The organism is Bradyrhizobium sp. AC87j1 (assembly GCF_002936975.1).
Lineage (GTDB): Bacteria > Pseudomonadota > Alphaproteobacteria > Rhizobiales > Xanthobacteraceae > Bradyrhizobium > Bradyrhizobium shewense.
Genome location: NZ_PTFE01000028.1, coordinates 1 through 18842, shown reverse-complemented (window position 1 = coordinate 18842; position 18842 = coordinate 1). Strand labels below are relative to the sequence as shown.

Sequence of the window (18842 nt, the reverse complement as noted above, 5' to 3'; positions counted from 1 at the left end):
GCTTTTCCGCCAATCAATCAGGAGCCATAGGGTGGGCCAAGCGAAGCGGGCCCACCATGATCTAACGCAAGGAAGATGGTGGGCACGGCGCCTTCGCGCCTTTGCCCACCATACGAGAGCCTACTTCAGCGGCTCCAGCACCGAGACGTAATTGGCGACAGCAGCGCCGCCCATGTTGAAGATGCCGCCGAGCTTGGCGTTCTTGAGCTGCATGCCCTCGGGCGCCTGGCCTGCGAGCTGCATAGCGGTCATCACGTGCATGGAGACGCCGGTGGCGCCGATCGGATGGCCCTTGGCCTTCAGGCCGCCGGACGGATTGACCGGCAGCTTGCCGTCCTTGAGCGTCCACCCTTCCTTGATGGCGCGGGCGCCCTGGCCCCTCGGCGTCAGGCCCATCGCTTCGTATTCGATCAGCTCGGCCACCGTGAAGCAGTCATGGGTCTCGACGAAGGAGAGATCGGACAGCGTCACCCCGGCCTTTTCCAGCGCGCGCTGCCAGGCAACGGTGCAGCCCTCGAACTGGAGGATGTCGCGCTTGGACATCGGCAGGAAGTCCTGGGCGTGCGCGGTGGCGCGGAAGCCGATCGACTTGGTCATGCCCTTGGCGGTCTCGGCGTCGGCCAGCACCAGCGCGGCGGCGCCGTCGGAGACCAGCGAGCAATCGGTGCGCTTCAGGGGGCCGGCGACGTAGGGGTTCTTCTCGCTCTCGGCGCGGCAGAAGTCGAAACCGAAATCCTTACGCATCTGGGCGAAGGGATTGGCGACGCCGTTCTTGTGGTTCTTGGCCGCGATCAGCGCCAGAGCGTCGGACTGGTCGCCGTATTTCTGGAAATACGAGCTGGCGATCTTGCCGAACACACCGGCGAAGCCGCCGACGGTGTCGCCGTCCTCGGGCAGGTAGGACGCCTTCAGCAGGTTCTTGCCGATCTCGGCGCCCGGGGTACGCGTCATCTGCTCGACGCCGACGACCAGGACGATCTTGGCGGCGCCTGCGGCGATCGCGCGCAGGCCCTGGTGCACGGCGGCAGAACCGGTGGCGCAGGCGTTCTCGACCCGGGTGGCCGGCTTGAAGCGCAGCTTCGGGTCGGCCTGGAGCACCAGCGAGGCGGTAAAATCCTGCGCCGAGAAGCCGGCGTTGAAATGGCCGAGCACGATCTCGTCGACATCGCCGGCCGAAATCCCGGCATCGGCCACCGCCTCATTGGCGACGCGGGTGACGAGGCTTTCGACGGTTTCGGTGTCGAACTTGCCGAACGGCGTATGCGCCCATCCGACGATGCTGGCGGTCATGGTCATGTCTCCCTGGGGTCTCTTCCTGAGCTAAGTCTTAGCGCAGGGATGGCAAGACTTCACGCGGGTTTCAGGGCCTTGAGGGTGCGCTGGCAGATGGCAGTTATGCCGGCCCAGTTCCCGGCCCTGATCTCGGCCGTCGGGCACAGCCAGGAACCGCCGACCGCGACCACATTGGGCTCGGCGAGCCAGCTCGCCGCGTTGGCCTCACCGATGCCGCCGGTCGGGCAGAACCGCACGTTCGGGAACGGACCGCCGAGCGAACGCAGGCCCTTGATGCCGCCGGCCTGTTCGGCCGGGAAGAATTTTGCGACGTCGAGGCCGTGCGACAGCGCCAGCATCAGCTCGGACGCCGTGGCGATGCCCGGCGCGAACGGCAGGGAGCTGTGGGCGGCGGCCTTGAGGAGATCGGGGGTCAGGCCGGGGCTGATGCCGAAGGCGACGCCGAGCTTCTCGACACGGGTGAAGTCGGCCGGATTGAGGATCGTGCCGATGCCGACGACCGCCTCCGGGACTTCGGCCATCATCGCCCTCGCCGCCTCGATCGCAACCGGGGTGCGCATGGTCACCTCCAGCGTGCGGACGCCGCCGGCAACCAGCGCGCGCGCCAGCGGCACGGCATCCTGGATACGCTCGATGGTGAGGACGGGAATGACGGTCGCCGCCTTGAACAGCGCGGCGAGGTGGTTCTGTTGGGCAGTCGTGGTCATAGGGTCTCGATCTTTACTTGGTCGCCTGGCGAGAGGTCGCCGGCCGGTGTCGTTTCATCGGCGGCATGGCATAACCCGGAATAATGGCGCCGGAATAGCAGATCACGAGGCTGGCGAGGCGATGCCCGGCCTGGGCGGCCTCGACCGGATCGGAACCGGCGAGCCGGGCCGCGATATAGGCCGCGGCAAAGCTGTCGCCGGCCGCCGTGGTGTCGACGACGGGCTTGGTCATCGGTTCGGCCCGGACCTCATGGGTAGCCCCGGGGAAACGCAGCAGGCTGACGGGCTCGGCGAGCCGGAACACCAGCTCGGGCGTCGGGATGCGCGCCATCAGCTGGTCGTTGCTCTCCCCGGGATAGAGCGCGAGCAGATCCTCGGTGGAGGTCAGCACGATGTCGGCGGCGGCGAAAGCAGCCGCAAACACCTCGCGCGCGACATCGCGGTCCGGCCATCCCCGCGCGCGAAAATTGGTGTCGAACACGAAGCGGGTGCCGAGCAGGCGCGCACGATTGATCGCCGCGAACAGCCGCTCGCGCCCGGGCGCATCGTAGATCGAGAGCGTGATCGCGGAGAGATAGACGATGTCGTAGCTCATCAGCGAGTTGAGCAGCTCATCGGTCTCCGGCAGATTCATCAGCTGGCGCGCCGCCGCGCTGTCGCGCCAGTGGAAGAACTGGCGCTCGCCCTTCGCATCCAGCTGGATCATGTAGAGGCCAGGCAGCTTGCCGGCCAACCGCACGACGCGCCTTGTGCCGACGTTCTCCGCGTTCCAGGCCGCGATCATCTCGTCGCTGAGGCCGTCATCGCCGAGCGCGGTGAGATAATCGACCTTGACCTCGAGCCGCGCCAGATAGACCGCGGTGTTGAGGGTGTCACCGCCGAAGCCGCGCGAATATAGCCCGCCGCCCTGCCCTTGCCCGGCAGACGCGTTTCCTTGCGCCTGCCTGAGCTCAACCATGCATTCGCCGATGCAAGCAACGCTCGCCATCACCAGGGCCCGCTCAGTCAGAGATCATGCGACGAAGTTGCCGCCTAGCTCGTCTTCGATGTGAATGCGGATGATGTCGTCGAAGGTCTCCTCGGCGGTGGTGAAGCCGAGCTCGAGCGACCGCTTCGCATTGAAATTGCGCGGCCAGCCGCCGACGATGCCGACGATGAAGGGATCAGGCTCGCGTTTGATACGCGCCGCGACCTTTTCGCCCGCAACCCGCTTCAAGGCGGCGATCTGCTCGCCGACCGTTGCCGAAAGTCCCGGCATGGTCAGGTTGCGGCGCGGTCCGACCTTTTCAAGGTCCATGGTGCCGGCATGGAGCAGGAAGCCGACGGCCGAGCGCGGCGTGGCGTGCCAGTGTCGGACGTCCTCGGACACCGGGAGGATCACGTCCTTGCCGGCCAGCGGCTCGCGCAGGATACTGGAGAAGAAGCCCGATGCCGCCTTGTTGGGCAGGCCGGGCCGGATGCAGATGGTCGGCAGGCGGATGCCGATGCCGTCGAGGAAGCCGCGGCGCGAATAGTCGGCGAGCAAGAGTTCGCCGATCGCCTTCTGGGTGCCGTAGCTGAGCAGCGGGGTGTGGAAGAACTCGTCGCCGATCGCATCCGGGAACGGCGCGCCGAACACCGCGATCGAGGACGTGAAGACCACGCGGGGCTTGTAGCCGCCGCCGACGAGCCTGACAGCGTCGAGCAGCATCCGCGTGCCGTCGAGATTGATGCGGTAACCCTTGTCGAAATCGAGCTCGGCTTCGCCGGAGACGATCGCGGCGAGATGGAAGATCACGTCCGGGCGGCCGGCGATCAGCTTTTCGGCCGCGCCCGGCACGGCGAAATCGCCCGACACGGTCTCGACGGGGAAACCAGCCTTCTCCGGCTTCTTCGGCTCGACCACGTCATGCATGGTCAGCTTGGTGATGTCGCTCTTGCCGAGCCGGCCGTCACGCAACAGCCGTTCGCACAATTTGCGGCCGACCATGCCGGCGGCGCCGAGAACCAGAATGTGCAAGAGCTTAACTCCTTCTTATTGGCCGGAGCGCGCAGCCTCGGGCGCGCTCCCGTGGCAGCCCCCGCGACTATTCCTTCACGGCGCCGGTCATCGCGGACACATAATGCTCCACGAAGAAGGCGTAAAGGATGACGAGCGGCAGCGAGCCGGCCAAGGCTCCGGCCATCAGCGAACCCCAGCGGTAGATGTCACCGTCCACGAACTCGTTGACGATCGCGACCGGCACCGTCTTGTTGCTGGTCGACTGCAGGAAGGTCAACGCGTAGATGAACTCGTTCCAGCACAGCGTGAAGCAGAAGATGAAGGCCGAGATCAGGCCGGGGATTGCGAGCGGCAGAACGATCTTGACCAGGATCTGCCAGCGGCTCGCCCCGTCGATCAGCGCGCATTCCTCGAGCTCGAACGGGATGGTCTTGAAATAACCCATCAAGAGCCAGGTCGAGAACGGGATCAGGATGGTCGGATAGGTCAGGATCAACGCCAGCGGCGAGTCGAACAGCCCGTACTGGAACACGACGGTGGCGAGCGGGATGAACAGGATCGACGGCGGCACCAGATAAGCGAGGAAGATCAGCCCGCCGACGAGATTGGCGCCCTTGTAGCGCAAGCGCACGATGGCGTAGGCAGCTAACACCGACGCGATGATCGAAAGCACCGTCGCGCAGACGGCCACGTACATCGTGTTCCAGAGCCAGTACGGGTAGTAGCTCTCGAACAGCAGCTTGTGGAAATGCTTGAAGGTCGGATTCCAGGTCCAGAACGGGTTGTACCTGTCGAGATCGAGCAATTGCTCGTCCGGCTTCACCGAGGTCAGCGCCATCCAGTAGAACGGAAACAGCAGAACAATGACGATGATCGCGAGCGGCAGGTACAGCGTCACCATCCGGCGCGGCACCGACTGCAGATAGCTCATGCCCTCGCTGTGATCGTCCTTCGCCACCGTCGGAGAAGATCCCGATAGCACGGCCTTGAGATCAACGGACCTGGTGGGAAGATCAGTCATTGTTCTCTCCCTGCTGCCACTTGCGACGCTGCAGGCCGAACCAGGACACCATGATGGCAGCGAGCAGGAACGGAATCATGGCACTGGATATCGCCGCGCCCTCCCCGAGCTGCCCAGCGATGATCGCGCGCTGGTAAGACAGCGTCGCCATCAGATGGGTGGCGTTGACGGGGCCGCCGCGGGTCATCGCCCAGATCAGCTGGAAGTCGGTGAAGGTGAACAGCACCGAGAAGGTCATCACGACGGCGATGATCGGCGTCAGCAGCGGATAGGTGATGAAGCGGAAATTCTGCCAGCGCGTGGCGCCGTCGAGCGTTGCCGCTTCATAGAGCGAGGGCGACACCGTCTGCAGGCCCGCCAGCAGCGTGATCGCCACGAACGGCACGCCGCGCCAGATATTGGCGAAGATCACGCAAATCCGCGCCCACGTCGTGTCGCCGAGGAAGTTGATGTTTTGGTTGATGATGCCGAGATGCCTCAGCGACCAGGAGATGATGGAGAATTGCGAATCGAAGATCCACCAGAACGCCAGCGCCGAGAGCACCGTCGGCACGATGAAGGGGATCAGGACCATCGCGCGCAACATCGCCTTGAACGGCATGTTCTCGTTCAGCAGCAGCGCGAGATAAAGCCCGATCGCGAATTTGAGGGCGCTGGCGACGAAGGTGTAGAGCAGCGTGTTGAACACCGACAGCCAGAAGATGGAATCGTCCCACAGCCACTCATAGTTCTCGGTGGCGACGAAATGCCCGACCCTGCCGATGCGGGTATCGGTGAAGGACAACCAGATGCCTAGGCCCAGCGGATAAGCCAGGAAAAAGATCAGGAACGCCATGGCCGGCACCATGAACCAGAAGCCGAGCCAGTTGCGATTGTGTTTGAGCTGGGTCCAGGCGCTGTCCTCGCTCATATGAGGCTTGGCCCGGGGAATTGCGACATCAGCCATGCCCGATATCCCTGATCGAAATGTTGACGAGCGGGCGGCCGAATGGCCGCCCGCTCAGTGACCCTCAGCGATAGATGCGCTTCAGCTGGCGCTCGGCTTCCGCCATCGCGCCCTTCGCATCCTTGGTGCCGGTGCAGTAGTTGGCGAACATGTCGACGACGATGAAGTCGGCGATTGCCGTCGCCGCCTTTTCGCCGACGGTGCCGATACCGGCCGCCGGGAGAGTGCGCTTGGACGCCTGCGAGAACACGGCATTCTTGGGATCCGCCGTCCAGATCGGCGCCGATTCATAGCCGTTCAAGGTCTGCGTCAGATAGCCCTGCGCGCCGTCCAGCCACTTCTCGTAATTCTCCTTCTCCAGCATGAAGGCGACGAAAGCCTTTGACGCGTTCGGGTATTTGGTGAAGTTGAAGGCGAGGATCGGCAGCGCAAGCTGCAGCTCGGTCGGCTTGCCGACCGGTCCGACCGGCCAGAGCGCGTGATAGGTGTCCGCGGCGAGCTCCTTCTTGCTCGCATCGGTCTTGGCGGCGACGTAGATCGAGATGCCGTTCGCCGTGCAATAGAGCTCGCCGGCGAGGAACGCCTTGTTGTTGGAGGAATCGTTCCAGGACGCGGTGCCCGGGATGAAGCTGTCGTACAGCGCCTTGCAATATTCCAGCGCCTTCGCCGTCTCCGGCGAATTGATGATGATCTTGTCGTTCTGGTCGACCGTGTAGGCGCCGTGGCCCCACAGCACCCAGTGCAGCCACGAATTGCCGTCGCCCGAGGCGTGCCCGAGAGCGAAGCCGGCCGGCGTGTTGTTCGCCTTCAGCGCCTTGCACATCTCGAGGAAGCTCGGGAAGTCCTTCGGGAACTCCTTGAACCCCGCCTTGTCGAGCGCCGACTTGCGGTACGTCATGTAACCGCCGTTGGTCGCGACGGGAATGCCGAGCCAATCGTTGCCTTGCTTGCAGGTCTTGGCGGCCGCATCGGTCCAGCCGCCGTATTTCTTGCCGAGATAATCGGCGACGTCGTTCATCTTCAGCACTTTGGTGGGGAACAGCTGCGGCAACGTGTGCAGGCCCCAGGCAAGATCGAGTCCGGAGCCGGTATTGGCCGCAACAGAGGCCTTCGGCTGCACGTCCTCGAAGGATTCGCTGAACACGTTCATCTCGGTGCCGGTGGCAGCCTTGAACGCCGCGACCATTGCGTTGAACGCATCGTCCTCAGCCGGCACGAAGCGCTTCCACCGCATCACGGTCAGCTTGGCACCGGGCTCCGCCTTCCAGGGCGCGCTCTGCGCCCAGGCCTTGGCGAAATCGAACAGTGCCGGCCCGGTGAGCATGCCGGTCGCAGCCAGTGCCGTTCCGCCTTGAAGCAGAGTCCGGCGGGTAAAGTCTTGCATGTCGTCCTCCCTGTGATGCTTTTTATTGTCTTAACTTAAACTCACGCTACGCGTTCAGGCGCTTTCCCGTAGCCTCGTCGAACAGATGCACCAGTGACGGGTCGGGCTTCAGCCGGACCTTGTCGCCCGGGTTGAACTGGTGGCGTTCGCGGAAGACCGCGACGACCTGCTCGCCGCCGATCTTGGCGAACACCTGCGTCTCCGAGCCGGTTGGCTCGACCACGATGATCTCGGCTTCGGCGCCGTCGTCGGCAATGGTGAAATGCTCGGGCCGCACGCCGTAGACCGCGGGACGGCCGTCGGACGCCGCGGGCGCGGTCTTGAGCGGCAGCTTGACGCCGTTCGGTCCCTCGAAGGTCGCAACGCCGTTGACGCGCACATGCCCCTTCAGGAAGTTCATCGCGGGCGAGCCGATGAAGCCGGCGACGAACTGGTTGTCGGGCTTGTCATAGAGCTCGAGCGGCGTGCCCATCTGCTCGACGATGCCGTCATGCATGACGACGATCTTGTCGGCCATGGTCATGGCTTCGATCTGATCGTGGGTGACGTAGACGGTCGTCGTCTTCAGCCGCTGGTGCAGCTCCTTGATCTCGGTGCGCATGGCGACGCGCAGCTTGGCGTCGAGGTTGGACAAGGGCTCGTCGAACAGGAAGACTTGCGGGTCGCGCACGATGGCGCGGCCCATCGCGACGCGCTGGCGCTGGCCGCCGGAGAGCTGGCGCGGATAGCGATCGAGCAGCGGCGACAGCGCGAGGATCTCGGCGGCGCGCTTGACGCGCTTGTTGATCTCGTCGGCACCCGCATTCCGCAGCTTCAGCGAGAAGCCCATGTTGTCGGCGACCGTCATGTGCGGATAGAGCGCGTAGTTCTGGAAGACCATCGCAATGTCCCGCTCCTTGGGCTGGACATTGTTGACGACGCGGTCGCCGATCGAGATCGTGCCGGAGGTGATGTTCTCGAGACCGGCGAGCATGCGCAGAAGCGTCGACTTGCCGCAGCCGGAGGGGCCGACCAGAACGACGAACTGGCCGTCCTCGATCGGTACAGTCACGCCGTGCAGGACTTCAAAATTGCCGAACGATTTCCGCACGTCGCGGATTTGCACAGACGACATCTAGCTCCCTCCTCGAAAGTCCACGGCGCCTCTAGCGCCGCGACCGTCTTGTTTTTTCAGACTTCACCGAACTCGGCCCGATCTTAGCGGGCAACATTGTCGGCAGTTTGTGCGGTTTTGGCAATTTGTCTTTGGTTAGTCGTTGCTGGTAGCGCTGTCAACGTTCCTTTGTTTGCGGGACTGACTGTGTTAAGAGCAGCAAATGGGTCGAAAACGCACCAAGTCAGGCAAGATCCGGCTGGCGGAAGTCGCCGAGCTTGCCGGCGTCAGCCCGATTACGGCGTCCCGCTTCTTCCGTAATCCGGAGGCCCTGTCGATCGGCAAGCGGACGCGGGTCGAGAGCGCCGCCAAGGAGCTCGGCTATGTGCCGAACCTTGCGGCCCGCGCGCTGGCCTCGCAACGCACCGAGGTCATCGGTGTCTTGATCCCCTCCCTCACCAACAACGTGTTCTCGGACGTGCTGCGCGGCATCTACGACGCGTCCGAAGGCAGCCGTTACTCGATCCAGTTGTCCAACACGCGCTACAGCATCCTCCAGGAAGAAAAGCTGCTGCGACTATTTCTCGCGCAGAAGCCGGCCGGGCTGATCGTCACCGGCATCGACCAGACCACGGAATCGCGCGCCATGCTGGAGGCCGCCGATTGCCCGATCGTGCAGATCATGGAGATCGGCCCCGACCCGGTCGACATGATGATCGGCTTTTCGCACTATGATGCAGCCCGCGCAGCGGTTTCGCACCTGTTCGAGCAGGGCCGCCGCAAGATCGGCTTCGTCGGTGCGCGGATGGATCCGCGGGTGCAGCGACGGCTGGACGGATATGTCTCGGCGATGAAGGATGCCGCACTGTTCGAGCAGCGCCTCGTCGTCACCACGGCGACACCGACCTCGGTGACGCTGGGCGGCGCGCTGTTCACCGACCTCCTGGCGCGCGAGCCCAATCTCGATGCGGTGTTCTGCGCCAATGACGACCTTGCGCTCGGCGTGCTGTTCGAATGCCGGCGCCGGGAGATCGCTGTCCCCGAGCAGATCGCGATTGTCGGCTTCAACGACCTCGAATTCATGGCGTCCGCCGTCCCCACCCTCACCAGCGTGCGCACCAACCGCTACGAGATGGGCAAAACGGCCGCCACCATGCTGATCGAGGCGATCGACGGACGACGTCCGGAGCAGCCGGTGCTCGATCTCGGCTTCAGGGTGATCGAGCGGCAAAGCTCATCGCCGCGCCATTCGGACAGCAGGCCGACCGTTTCAAGCGCAGGCGCGGCGAACAAAATGGTAGCGTTACCAAGTAGCCATGACTAGTATCGCATTTGTGAGGAAACGACCCGCCAGCGGGCCAGCGATCCGTCATTGGCGTCATTGGGCATCGCACAAGCCGACACCCCAAGACTGATGTAAATGGACGGACGCCAGTGCGTTTGCATTGCAGGAGAAACCAATGACAAAAAAGCCAACCAATGGGCATGCGCCCGCCGGCAACGGCTCCCGCCGCCACCTTCGCTCGCAGGAATGGTTCAACAACCCGCATAATCCGGGCATGACGGCGCTCTACATGGAGCGCTACCTCAATTACGGCCTCACCCGTGCCGAGCTGCAGTCCGGCAAACCGATCATCGGCATTGCCCAGACCGGCAACGACCTCTCTCCCTGCAACCGCCACCATATCGAGCTTGCCCATCGCGTCCGCGAGGGCATCCGCGAGGCCGGCGGCATTGCGATGGAATTCCCGACCCATCCAATCCAGGAGACCGGCAAGCGCCCGACCGCCGCGCTCGACCGCAACCTCGCTTATCTCGGCCTGGTCGAGATCCTCTACGGCTATCCGCTCGACGGCGTCGTGCTCACCACCGGCTGCGACAAGACCACGCCGGCCTGCATGATGGCGGCGGCGACCGTCAACCTGCCCGCGATCGTGCTGTCGGGCGGCCCGATGCTGAACGGCTGGCACGCCGGCGAGCGCACCGGGTCCGGCACCATCGTCTGGAAGTCGCGCGAGCGGCTCGCCGCGGGCGAGATCGACTATGAAGAGTTCATGGAGATCGTGGCCTCGTCGGCGCCGTCGGTCGGCCATTGCAACACCATGGGCACCGCCTCGACCATGAACGGTCTTGCCGAGGCGCTCGGCTTCTCGCTGCCGGGCTGCGCGGCGATCCCCGCACCCTATCGCGAGCGCGGCCAGATCGCCTACGAGACCGGCAAGCGCGCCGTCGAGATGGTCTGGGAAGACCTCAAGCCCTCGGACATCCTGACCCGCAAGGCGTTCGAGAACTGCATCGTGATCAATTCGGCGATCGGCGGCTCCACCAACGCGCCGATCCACATCAACGCGCTGGCCCGCCACATCGGCGTCGAGCTCACCATCGAGGACTGGCAGAAGGTCGGCCATGATGTGCCGCTGCTGGTCAACATGCAGCCGGCCGGCTTCTATCTCGGCGAGGAATTCCACCGCGCCGGCGGCGTGCCTGCGGTGGTGCGCGAGTTGATGAAGCACAAGCGCATCCATGAGGACGCCGTCACCGTCAACGGCCGCGGCATCGGCGAGAACTGCAAGGACGCGCCTGTCCCCGACAACGACGTGATCTGGGCTTACGACAAGCCGCTGGTGAAGGACGCCGGCTTCCTGGTGCTGAAGGGCAATCTGTTCGATTCCGCGATCATGAAGACCTCAGTGATCTCCAAGGAATTCCGCGACCGCTATCTCAGCAATCCGAAAGACCCCAACGCATTCGAGGGCCGCGCCATCGTGTTCGAGGGGCCGGAGGACTATCACGAGCGAATCGACGATGCCTCGCTCGACATCGACGAGCGCTGCGTGCTGTTCATCCGCGGCACCGGGCCGATCGGCTACCCTGGCGGCGCCGAGGTCGTGAACATGCAGCCGCCGGCAGCGCTGATCAAACGCGGCATCCTGTCCCTGCCCTGCATCGGCGACGGCCGCCAGTCCGGCACCTCGGGCTCGCCCTCGATCCTGAACGCTTCGCCGGAAGCTGCCGCCAATGGCGGACTTGCGGTCCTCAAGACCGGCGACAAGGTCCGCGTCGACCTCAACAAGGGCAGCGCCAACATCCTGATCTCGGACGAGGAGCTGAAGAAGCGTCACGCCGAGCTCAAGGCCAGTGGCGGCTTCAAGCATCCGCAGAACCAGACGCCGTGGCAGGAGATCTATCGCAACACCGTCGGCCAGCAATCGACCGGCGCCTGCATGGAGCTCGCCACGCGCTACCAGAACGTCGCCGGCACGTTTGGCGTGGCGCGGGATAATCACTAACCAAGATTGTCATTCCGGGATGCGCCGCAAGGCGCAGGCCCGGAATCCATACTCCCGATCGTGGTTATGGATTCCGGGCTCGCGGCTGCGCCGCGCCCCGGAATGACGGCACCAATTCAAGGAGAAAACAACATGGCAGACCGCCTCAAGGGCAAACGCGCCGTCGTCACGGCTGCAGCCGCCGGCATCGGGCGCGCATGCGCCCTTGCATTTGCGCGTGAAGGCGCAACCGTCATCGCCACCGACATCAACGAGGCCGGTATCGCTGATCTGACCAAGGAAGGCATTGCCGAGGTCGCAAAGCTCGACGTGCGCAACACCGCCGACGTCAATGCCTTTGCCAAGCGTATCGGCAAGGTCGACATCCTGCTCAACGCGGCCGGCTTCGTGCACCACGGCACCATCCTGGAGTGCTCGGAAGAGGATTTTGATTTCTCGTTCGACCTCAACGTCAAGTCGATGCACCGGACCATCAGGGCTTTCCTGCCCGAGATGATCGCGGGCGGCGGCGGCAGCATCGTCAATATCTCGTCCTGCGCGGCGCTGCGGCCGCCGGCGAACCGCTACGTCTACAGCTCGTCGAAGGCGGCGGTGTCGCTGCTGTCGCGCGCGGTCGCGCTCGACTTCATCACCAAGGGCATCCGCTGCAACTCGATCTGCCCCGGCACCGTCGAGACGCCCTCGATGCTCGACCGCGCCGCCGCACAGGGACCGCAAGGCAAGGAGATGTTCATCTCCCGCCAGAAGATGGGCCGGCTCGGCACCGCCGACGAGATCGCATCGATGGCGGTCTATCTCGGCAGTGACGAGAGCGCCTTCACCACCGGCGTCGACCTCGTCGTCGACGGCGGCTACATGCTCTGATCAACTCCTCATCCCGAGGCGGCGCGACAGCGCCGTCTCGAGGGATGGGCCACGGGCTCCATGGTTCGAGACGCGCGCCAACTGCGCGCTCCTCACCATGAGGGATAGATAAGGGGATTTCTCATGAACAAGATCGACCTCAACGGCCGCGTCGCCATCGTCACCGGCGGCGCACAGGGCTTTGGCCGCGCCATCACCGAGCGCCTCACCGCCTCTGGCGCCAAGGTCGGGATCTGGGATTTTGACGCCGCGCTGGCCGAGAAGACGGCGAAGGAGATCGGCGGCGAGACCAAGGTCTTCAAGGTCGATGTCACCGACACCGCAGCCGTCGAGCAGGCGCGCGATGCGACGCTCGCCGCGTTCGGCAAGATCGACATCCTCGTCAACAATGCCGGCATCGCCGGCGTCAACAAGCCGGTCTGGGAAACGGACCTCGAGGAATGGCGCAAGGTGCTGCGCATCAACCTCGACGGTCCCTTCATCGTCTGCAAGGCCATCGTGCCCGCGATGCTCAAGCAGAAATACGGGCGCATCGTGAACATCGCCTCGATCGCCGGCAAGGAAGGCAACCCGAACGCCTCGCACTATTCGGCGTCCAAGGCCGGCCTGATCGCGCTGACGAAATCGCTCGGCAAGGAGCTCGCCGCGCATGACATCCTCGTCAATGCTGTGACGCCGGCCGCGGCCAAGACCGCGATCTTCGACCAGATGACGCAGCAGCACATCGACTTCATGCTGTCGAAGATCCCGAAGGGGCGCTTCGTGCTGGTCGAAGAGCTCGCCGCGATGGTAGCCTGGCTCGCGTCCGAAGATTGTGCCTTCTCCACCGGCGCGGTGTTCGACATCTCGGGCGGACGCGCAACCTATTGAGGACATCATGACCCGGGAAGGTGGATGCCTGTGCGGCGCGGTGCGGTTCAAGGCGGAGGGCGAGCCGCTCAACGTTCGCGTCTGCCATTGCCGCCTGTGTCAGAAGGCGATGGGCTCGTCCTTCTTCGCCCGCGCGCAGTTCGACCAGCGCGCGCTGAGCGTCGAAGGCGAGACGGAGCGCTATGCGTCGTCGGAGAACATCGACCGCGTGTTCTGCAAGCGCTGCGGCACCCGCCTGTTCGCGTGGCGGCGTAATGGTACGCTGGCGGGCGTGTCCCTCTCCGTTTTCGACGACCGCAATGCCTTTGCGCCGACCGAGCACTTCTGGGTCTCGGAAAAGCCCGCCTGGCTGAAGCTCGACGACGGCCTGCCACAACATCCGGGGACGATTCCGGCGTAATTGCACGATGGCACGACGGCGTGCTGCCGGCGGACCCTTTGCAGCGTGGCATTTCGGGACCGCTCCCCCTATGTTGAGCCGAAGCGTTGCTGTACCGCCGGTTGGCCGGGACGGCTGCAAGGCCGCAGGCAAACCGGGACGGACGAGCCGTGAACATTTCCTTTTATGATCTGTCGGTATGGGTGCTTCCCCTCGTGCTCGCCATCACCTTCCACGAGGCTGCGCACGCTTTCGTAGCGGACCGGCTCGGGGACGACACGGCCTCGCAGCTCGGCCGCGTCAGCTTCAACCCGCTCCGCCACATTGACCCGTTCGGCACCGTGATCCTACCGGCGATGCTGCTGTTCGCGCACTCGCCGTTCCTGTTCGGCTACGCCAAGCCGGTGCCGGTCAACTTCCGCAAGCTGAAAAACCCCAAACTGGACATGGTCTGGGTGGCATTGGCCGGGCCGGTCACCAACATCCTGCTGGCGCTTGCAGTGGCCCTCGCCTTCCACGCCCTGCCCCTTGTCCCCGCAAGCTCGGCGAAATGGGTCGCCGACAACCTCAAGAATGCGCTCATCATCAACGCCATCCTCGCGGTCTTCAACATGATGCCGATCCCGCCGCTCGATGGCGGGCGCGTCGCGGTCGGGCTGTTGCCCCGCGCCCTCGCCATGCCGCTGGCCCGGCTCGAGCCGTTCGGGATGCTGATCCTGATCGGCCTGTTGATCTTGCTGCCCCTTGCAGGTTCCCAGTTCGGTCTAAATCTTGATGTTATTTCAGTAATACTGCGAACGTTGACCGGTTATGTGATTCAGGCTGTTCTCTTCCTGACCGGCAATGCGTAGTTGAACAGCCACCCGAACTTTAAGCCGAAGGGCCAGAGGCCGACTTGGTCAAAGCTGCCGATATGCTGATCGCGCGACGCGCGGACACCCGCGCCCGCGCCGATTTTGCCACCTGGAAGATGATGGCCAAGCTCAACGGGGCGTCCGCGCTGCCGCCGGAAGCCCAGGAGTTTCTGGCGAGCTACCAGAACCTGCTGGCGCAGATGAGCGAGGGCGAGGCCACGGAGGCGACCATCGGCGCAATCTACAAGGCCTATTATGCCGAGATGGGCGGTGCGGGGGCGGCACCCGACGTCCGCCCTCGCCCGCCTGAAGCAGCGGCGGACAATGTTACCGCTTTCCGCCGTCCGGCGCCGAAGCCAAAGACGACCAGCTTTTTCGGGGCTGGCGCGGCCGCTGGAACCCAGAAACGGCCGCTCCCGGTGGCGCTGATCTTCGCCTGCCTAGTCGTCGTCTATGTCGGCATCCGGCTCTATTGGCGCTGAGCGGTCTTCTTCTTTTTCGCGTCGGCCGGCGTGAAGATGATATCGACGGTCCGCTCGAACCGGTCCTCGGTCAGCCCGGCAGGCGGCTGCGGGATCGGATCCGACTTGCGGACGATCGAGACCGCGGCCGCGTCGTAGGCTGAATCCCCTGATGACTCCACCACATCCACCGACAGCACGTTGCCCTTCCGGTTGATCGCGAAGCTCACCTTGACCTTCTGGTTATTGGGCTGCTTGCCTTCCGGATTGATCTTGTGCAGCGACAAATGCGCACTGATCTTGCGGTTCCAGTCGGCGGTCAGCTTCAGGATGTCCTTGCCGATGCCGATGACGGGCGCCAGCGCCTTCTCGGCCTCGCGCGCGTCCTCCTCGAGCGTCTGCCGTGCCGTCGCAACCGATTTCGGCGAGGCTTCGGCGGCCGGCGTTTCGATCGCTTGAATTTTCGGATCGTCTTCGGTCGGCTTCTTCGCGTTGTTCTCGGTCACGACGCGGTCGGGATCCTCGACCTGCTGCGACTGGTCCTTTGGAAGCTCCGTCTCCTTGGTCTCGGCCTTCTGCTCGGGAAGCGCCTGCTGCTCCTGCATCGCTTCGCTGTCGGGCCCGGGCGGCAGATCGGTTTCGGGCGCCTTGGGCGATGCCATCTCCACGGCGAATTCCGCACCGTTCGCACCCAGGCCGTCGCCGTCGTCGTCAGCGCGCAAATGAGCCAGCGCGAGCGCAGCACCACCCAAATGGAGCACGAGCGCGGCCACCGCCGCCAGGATCCAGAGCTTCCGGGATGGTCTGTGTTCGTCCGACATAGCGGGCCTCTAAGGCTGAGCGGCGCCTGCCGCAGGCGCTCCCGGCGCGCCTTCCAGCGCCACCAGCTTCACCCGCGTATAGCCGCCTGAGCGCAGGAGCTCCATGACGCCCATCAACTCCCCGTACGGCACCGAACGATCGGCGCGCAGGAAGACGAACTTGTCCTTGCTCATGTCGGACAGTCCGTCGAGCGTCCCGATCAGCTCGGCCCGGTGAACCGGGTTCTCCCCGAGGGCAAGCGTCAGATCGGGCTTGATGCTGAGATAGGTCGGCTTATCCGGCTTCTTCTGCGGCGTCGCGCTCGACGTCGGCAGATCGATCGGCAGGTCGACCGTGGAGAGCGGAGCTGCGACCATGAAGATGATGAGCAGCACGAGGATGACGTCGATGAACGGCGTGACGTTGATGTCATGCGTTTCCGAGAAATCGTCGTCGTCATCATTGTCTGCGAGCGAAACGCCCATGGCTCACTCCGCTGCGCGCGAATGCACGCTGCCGTGGCTGCGGTCGAGATCACGCGAGAGCAGCCGCCCCGCGGCACCCGAGGCACGGCTGACGAGCTCGAGATAGCTCTTCGTCACGCGCGAGAAGTGGTTGTAGATGATGACGGCCGGGATCGCGGCGACGAGGCCGATCGCGGTGGCGAGCAGCGCTTCGGCGATGCCGGGCGCGACAACGGCGAGGTTCGTGGTCTGAGACTTCGAGATGCCGATGAAGCTGTTCATGATGCCCCAGACCGTGCCGAACAGGCCGACGAAGGGCGAGGTCGAGCCGATGGTCGCGAGCACGCCCATGCCGATGCGGATGCGCCGCGCCTCGGCGCGCACAATCTCGGAAAAGCTGGAGGCGGCGCGCTCCTTGATGCCCGCGTCGCTGGACAGGCCGGCCGACATCCGCGCCTCGCGCAGGGCCGCAGTCAGGAACGACGGCAGGATGCCCTCCTTGGCTCCGAGCGCCATCTGCGCTTCGGCGAGGGAGCGCGTCTCCGCAACCTTCTTCAGCGCCGAACGAAGCTTGGAGGATGCGACCGACAGCTCGATCGACTTGGCGATGAAGACGGTCCAGGTCATCAGCGACGCGAAGGCGAGCCCGATCATCACCGCCTTCACGATGACGTCCGCCGACATGAACATCACCCAGGGCGACAATTCCTTCATCGCCGGCGCGATGCCAGCCGACGCATCAGGCTTGGCGGTGGTCGAAACGGCGGCCGCTGAGGGCGCCGTCGGAGCGACCGGGGTGACCGCCGTCGAAGCCGAAGGCGCTGGGACCGCAGGCGCGGTGACCGCTGGCGCCGCCGGAGCCGGAGCGACCGGGGCCGGCTGAGCCGTCGACTGCGCCGGTGCCGAGGGGGTTTGCGTCTGGGCAGAAACGGGGGATGCGAGCCAGGCGGCCGTCAGCATCAAAGCTGCGGCAAGGCTTGCTTGGAAGGTCATGGTCTTCATACTTCGGCCCAGTAGCGAATGAGGTTGTGATAGATACCCGTCAATTTGACCGTTTCGGGATCGTCACGCCCGAGCCGGTCCACCAGCGCCTGAATCGCGGTGTCGAGGTCGAAGATCATGCTCCGGGCTTGATCGTCCCGTATCATGCTCTGAAGCCAGAAGAAAGACGCAACCCGTGTTCCCCTCGTCACCGGCGTGACGAGGTGGAGGCTGGTCGAGGGATAGAGCACGCAGTCGCCGGCTGGCAACTTGACTTCGTGCGAGCCGTAAGTGTCCTCGATCACAAGTTCGCCACCGTCGTACTCTTCCGGCTCGGCGAGGAACAGCGTCACCGAAAGGTCCGTGCGGATGCGAAGGCCGGTCAGACGGTCGCCGCGGATCGCATTGTCGACATGCAGGCCGAAATGGTGGCCGCTATCCGCCGCATAGCGGTTGAACAGCGGCGGGAAGATCTGGAGCGGAATTGCCGCCGCGATGAAGCGCGGGTTCGACGTCAGCGCCGAGATGATACGATTGCCGAGCTTGCGCGCGACCTCGCTGTCCGGCGGCAATTGCTCGTTGCGCTTGACCATCGCCGACTGCGCACCGGCAGTCGACCGGCCGTCCTCCCATGCGCCGGCGTCCATGATACGGCGAAAATCCGCCACATCATCTTTGCTGAGAACGCCAGGCAAACACGTCAACATGATCAGAACTTCGCCGTCGTCACGAGGTAGAACGCCCTGCCCGGCGCGACTGCGACGAACGGCACGGCGCTGCGATAGAACGAGTCGTAATACAGCTTGTTGGTCAGGTTCTGGGCGTAGAACTTCATCGTCCAGTTCTTGTCGATCTTCTTCTCGACGAACGCATCGAAGCGCCAATAGCTCGGCAACTCGTTGGTGTTGGCCGCGAACGTGCCGCCATAGACCTTCGAGCGATACACCGCCTGTCCGCCAAGCTCCCAGCCATCGTCGAACTTGTATTTGGTCAGCATGCTGAACGACTGGTGCGCGATGTTGGCAAGCTGCAGGCCAATGTTCGAGGCAACGCCGCTCTGTGTGACCTTGGACTGCATCAGCACCAGGCCGCCGAAGATGCTCCAGCGATCGGTGATCTTACCCTCGGCTTCGATGTCGATGCCTTGGATCCTGTAGGCAGCGCCCGAGGTAAGCAGGCCGCTGACCGTCTCGCGCGCGTTGTCCTTGGTGGTTTGGAACAGCGCGCCGGTCACCAGCAGATGGCGATCAGCAAGCTCCCATTTGGTACCGACCTCGATCGCCTTATTGCGCTCGGGTCCGAGCAGGATGGTCGAGTTGGCGGGAACGCCGCCGTAGTCGGTGGCGGTCGCATCAAGCTCCGAGCCGAACGGATTGGCAGAGGTCGCGTAGGCTGCATAGACGCTGCCGATCGACATCGGCTTGTAGACCGCGCCAACGTTGTAATTGACGAG

General features: G+C 64.3%; 20 protein-coding genes. 7 read left to right on the top strand and 13 right to left on the bottom strand.

All coding sequences use genetic code 11. From position 1 onward, the window contains the following. Positions 1–120: 120 nt before the first annotated feature. The 8 genes from CV770_RS16655 to CV770_RS16620 form a co-directional block, all read right to left on the bottom strand. Positions 121–1290, bottom strand: coding sequence for an acetyl-CoA acetyltransferase (locus tag CV770_RS16655; RefSeq protein ID WP_104463109.1), 1170 nt, complete (start codon positions 1288–1290; stop codon positions 121–123). Between the two features lie 59 nt (positions 1291–1349). After that, the gene (gene eda / locus CV770_RS16650) at positions 1350–2000 is read right to left on the bottom strand and encodes a bifunctional 4-hydroxy-2-oxoglutarate aldolase/2-dehydro-3-deoxy-phosphogluconate aldolase (protein WP_092252610.1); all 651 of its coding nucleotides are present in this window, start codon (positions 1998–2000) and stop codon (positions 1350–1352) included. A 13-nt stretch (positions 2001–2013) separates the two neighbouring features. Next, positions 2014–2988: a sugar kinase gene (locus CV770_RS16645; RefSeq protein ID WP_104463073.1), complete on the bottom strand. Its 975-nt coding sequence runs from the start codon at positions 2986–2988 to the stop codon at positions 2014–2016. A gap of 24 nt (positions 2989–3012) precedes the next feature. Further along, positions 3013–3999, bottom strand: coding sequence for a D-erythronate dehydrogenase (gene denD / locus CV770_RS16640; protein WP_104463072.1), 987 nt, complete (start codon positions 3997–3999; stop codon positions 3013–3015). A 67-nt stretch (positions 4000–4066) separates the two neighbouring features. Further along, the gene (locus tag CV770_RS16635; protein ID WP_018319835.1) at positions 4067–5002 is read right to left on the bottom strand and encodes a carbohydrate ABC transporter permease; all 936 of its coding nucleotides are present in this window, start codon (positions 5000–5002) and stop codon (positions 4067–4069) included. Beyond that, complete coding sequence (locus CV770_RS16630; protein ID WP_201759889.1) at positions 4995–5912, bottom strand: carbohydrate ABC transporter permease; 918 nt, start codon at positions 5910–5912, stop codon at positions 4995–4997. The genes CV770_RS16635 and CV770_RS16630 overlap by 8 nt, the downstream gene beginning before the upstream one ends. A 100-nt stretch (positions 5913–6012) precedes the next feature. Then, positions 6013–7332 (bottom strand): ABC transporter substrate-binding protein, encoded by a 1320-nt coding sequence (locus CV770_RS16625; RefSeq protein ID WP_091954328.1) that lies wholly within the window; start codon positions 7330–7332, stop codon positions 6013–6015. Positions 7333–7378: 46 nt separating this feature from the next. Continuing rightward, a complete protein-coding gene (locus CV770_RS16620) occupies positions 7379–8446 on the bottom strand; it encodes an ABC transporter ATP-binding protein (protein WP_091954325.1) in 1068 nt (355 codons plus the stop codon). 202 nt (positions 8447–8648) lie between these two features. On the opposite strand from CV770_RS16620, the gene gntR reads away from it, so the two are divergent. From gntR to CV770_RS16585, 7 genes are all read left to right on the top strand, one after another. Continuing rightward, positions 8649–9749, top strand: a complete 1101-nt coding sequence (gntR, locus tag CV770_RS16615; protein ID WP_104463071.1) for an HTH-type transcriptional regulator GntR — start codon at positions 8649–8651, stop codon at positions 9747–9749. Positions 9750–9885: 136 nt separating this feature from the next. Continuing rightward, positions 9886–11715, top strand: coding sequence for an IlvD/Edd family dehydratase (locus CV770_RS16610; RefSeq protein WP_091954318.1), 1830 nt, complete (start codon positions 9886–9888; stop codon positions 11713–11715). 132 nt (positions 11716–11847) lie between these two features. Continuing rightward, a complete protein-coding gene (locus tag CV770_RS16605) occupies positions 11848–12579 on the top strand; it encodes an SDR family oxidoreductase (RefSeq protein ID WP_104463070.1) in 732 nt (243 codons plus the stop codon). A gap of 123 nt (positions 12580–12702) precedes the next feature. Further along, positions 12703–13449 (top strand): SDR family NAD(P)-dependent oxidoreductase, encoded by a 747-nt coding sequence (locus CV770_RS16600; protein WP_104463069.1) that lies wholly within the window; start codon positions 12703–12705, stop codon positions 13447–13449. Positions 13450–13456: 7 nt separating this feature from the next. Next, entirely contained in the window at positions 13457–13849 is a 393-nt protein-coding gene (locus tag CV770_RS16595; protein ID WP_104463068.1) for a GFA family protein, read from the top strand. A 149-nt stretch (positions 13850–13998) separates the two neighbouring features. Next, positions 13999–14679, top strand: coding sequence for a site-2 protease family protein (locus CV770_RS16590; protein ID WP_104463067.1), 681 nt, complete (start codon positions 13999–14001; stop codon positions 14677–14679). A 62-nt stretch (positions 14680–14741) separates the two neighbouring features. Continuing rightward, positions 14742–15164 (top strand): hypothetical protein, encoded by a 423-nt coding sequence (locus tag CV770_RS16585; RefSeq protein WP_091955167.1) that lies wholly within the window; start codon positions 14742–14744, stop codon positions 15162–15164. Here CV770_RS16585 and CV770_RS16580 read toward each other — a convergent pair. From CV770_RS16580 to CV770_RS16560, 5 genes are all read right to left on the bottom strand, one after another. Further along, positions 15152–15964, bottom strand: a complete 813-nt coding sequence (locus tag CV770_RS16580; RefSeq protein ID WP_104463066.1) for an energy transducer TonB family protein — start codon at positions 15962–15964, stop codon at positions 15152–15154. The genes CV770_RS16585 and CV770_RS16580 overlap by 13 nt on opposite strands. A 9-nt stretch (positions 15965–15973) precedes the next feature. Further along, positions 15974–16429 carry a TonB system transport protein ExbD gene (gene exbD / locus CV770_RS16575; RefSeq protein ID WP_104463065.1) on the bottom strand — a complete coding sequence of 152 codons (456 nt, stop codon included), beginning with the start codon at positions 16427–16429 and terminating at the stop codon, positions 15974–15976. 3 nt (positions 16430–16432) lie between these two features. Then, positions 16433–17410 carry a tonB-system energizer ExbB gene (gene exbB, locus CV770_RS16570; RefSeq protein ID WP_104463064.1) on the bottom strand — a complete coding sequence of 326 codons (978 nt, stop codon included), beginning with the start codon at positions 17408–17410 and terminating at the stop codon, positions 16433–16435. Continuing rightward, positions 17407–18096: a Fe2+-dependent dioxygenase gene (locus CV770_RS16565; protein ID WP_104463063.1), complete on the bottom strand. Its 690-nt coding sequence runs from the start codon at positions 18094–18096 to the stop codon at positions 17407–17409. Before CV770_RS16565 ends, exbB begins: the two co-directional genes overlap by 4 nt. A gap of 2 nt (positions 18097–18098) precedes the next feature. Then, the coding region (locus CV770_RS16560; RefSeq protein WP_146101296.1) for a TonB-dependent receptor at positions 18099–18842 on the bottom strand (744 nt) is incomplete at its 5' end.

Excerpts from the sequence above, each read along its gene's own strand:
- CV770_RS16655 (WP_104463109.1), bottom strand. The coding sequence starts at position 1,290 with ATGACCGCCAGCATCGTCGGATGGGCGCATACGCCGTTCGGCAAGTTC.
- eda (WP_092252610.1), bottom strand. The coding sequence starts at position 2,000 with ATGACCACGACTGCCCAACAGAACCACCTCGCCGCGCTGTTCAAGGCG.
- CV770_RS16645 (WP_104463073.1), bottom strand. The coding sequence starts at position 2,988 with ATGGCGAGCGTTGCTTGCATCGGCGAATGCATGGTTGAGCTCAGGCAG.
- CV770_RS16635 (WP_018319835.1), bottom strand. The coding sequence starts at position 5,002 with ATGACTGATCTTCCCACCAGGTCCGTTGATCTCAAGGCCGTGCTATCG.
- CV770_RS16630 (WP_201759889.1), bottom strand. The coding sequence starts at position 5,912 with ATGAGCGAGGACAGCGCCTGGACCCAGCTCAAACACAATCGCAACTGG.
- CV770_RS16625 (WP_091954328.1), bottom strand. The coding sequence starts at position 7,332 with ATGCAAGACTTTACCCGCCGGACTCTGCTTCAAGGCGGAACGGCACTG.
- CV770_RS16620 (WP_091954325.1), bottom strand. The coding sequence starts at position 8,446 with ATGTCGTCTGTGCAAATCCGCGACGTGCGGAAATCGTTCGGCAATTTT.
- gntR (WP_104463071.1), top strand. The coding sequence starts at position 8,649 with ATGGGTCGAAAACGCACCAAGTCAGGCAAGATCCGGCTGGCGGAAGTC.
- CV770_RS16610 (WP_091954318.1), top strand. The coding sequence starts at position 9,886 with ATGACAAAAAAGCCAACCAATGGGCATGCGCCCGCCGGCAACGGCTCC.
- CV770_RS16605 (WP_104463070.1), top strand. The coding sequence starts at position 11,848 with ATGGCAGACCGCCTCAAGGGCAAACGCGCCGTCGTCACGGCTGCAGCC.
- CV770_RS16600 (WP_104463069.1), top strand. The coding sequence starts at position 12,703 with ATGAACAAGATCGACCTCAACGGCCGCGTCGCCATCGTCACCGGCGGC.
- CV770_RS16595 (WP_104463068.1), top strand. The coding sequence starts at position 13,457 with ATGACCCGGGAAGGTGGATGCCTGTGCGGCGCGGTGCGGTTCAAGGCG.
- CV770_RS16585 (WP_091955167.1), top strand. The coding sequence starts at position 14,742 with ATGCTGATCGCGCGACGCGCGGACACCCGCGCCCGCGCCGATTTTGCC.
- CV770_RS16580 (WP_104463066.1), bottom strand. The coding sequence starts at position 15,964 with ATGTCGGACGAACACAGACCATCCCGGAAGCTCTGGATCCTGGCGGCG.
- exbD (WP_104463065.1), bottom strand. The coding sequence starts at position 16,429 with ATGGGCGTTTCGCTCGCAGACAATGATGACGACGACGATTTCTCGGAA.
- exbB (WP_104463064.1), bottom strand. The coding sequence starts at position 17,410 with ATGAAGACCATGACCTTCCAAGCAAGCCTTGCCGCAGCTTTGATGCTG.
- CV770_RS16565 (WP_104463063.1), bottom strand. The coding sequence starts at position 18,096 with ATGTTGACGTGTTTGCCTGGCGTTCTCAGCAAAGATGATGTGGCGGAT.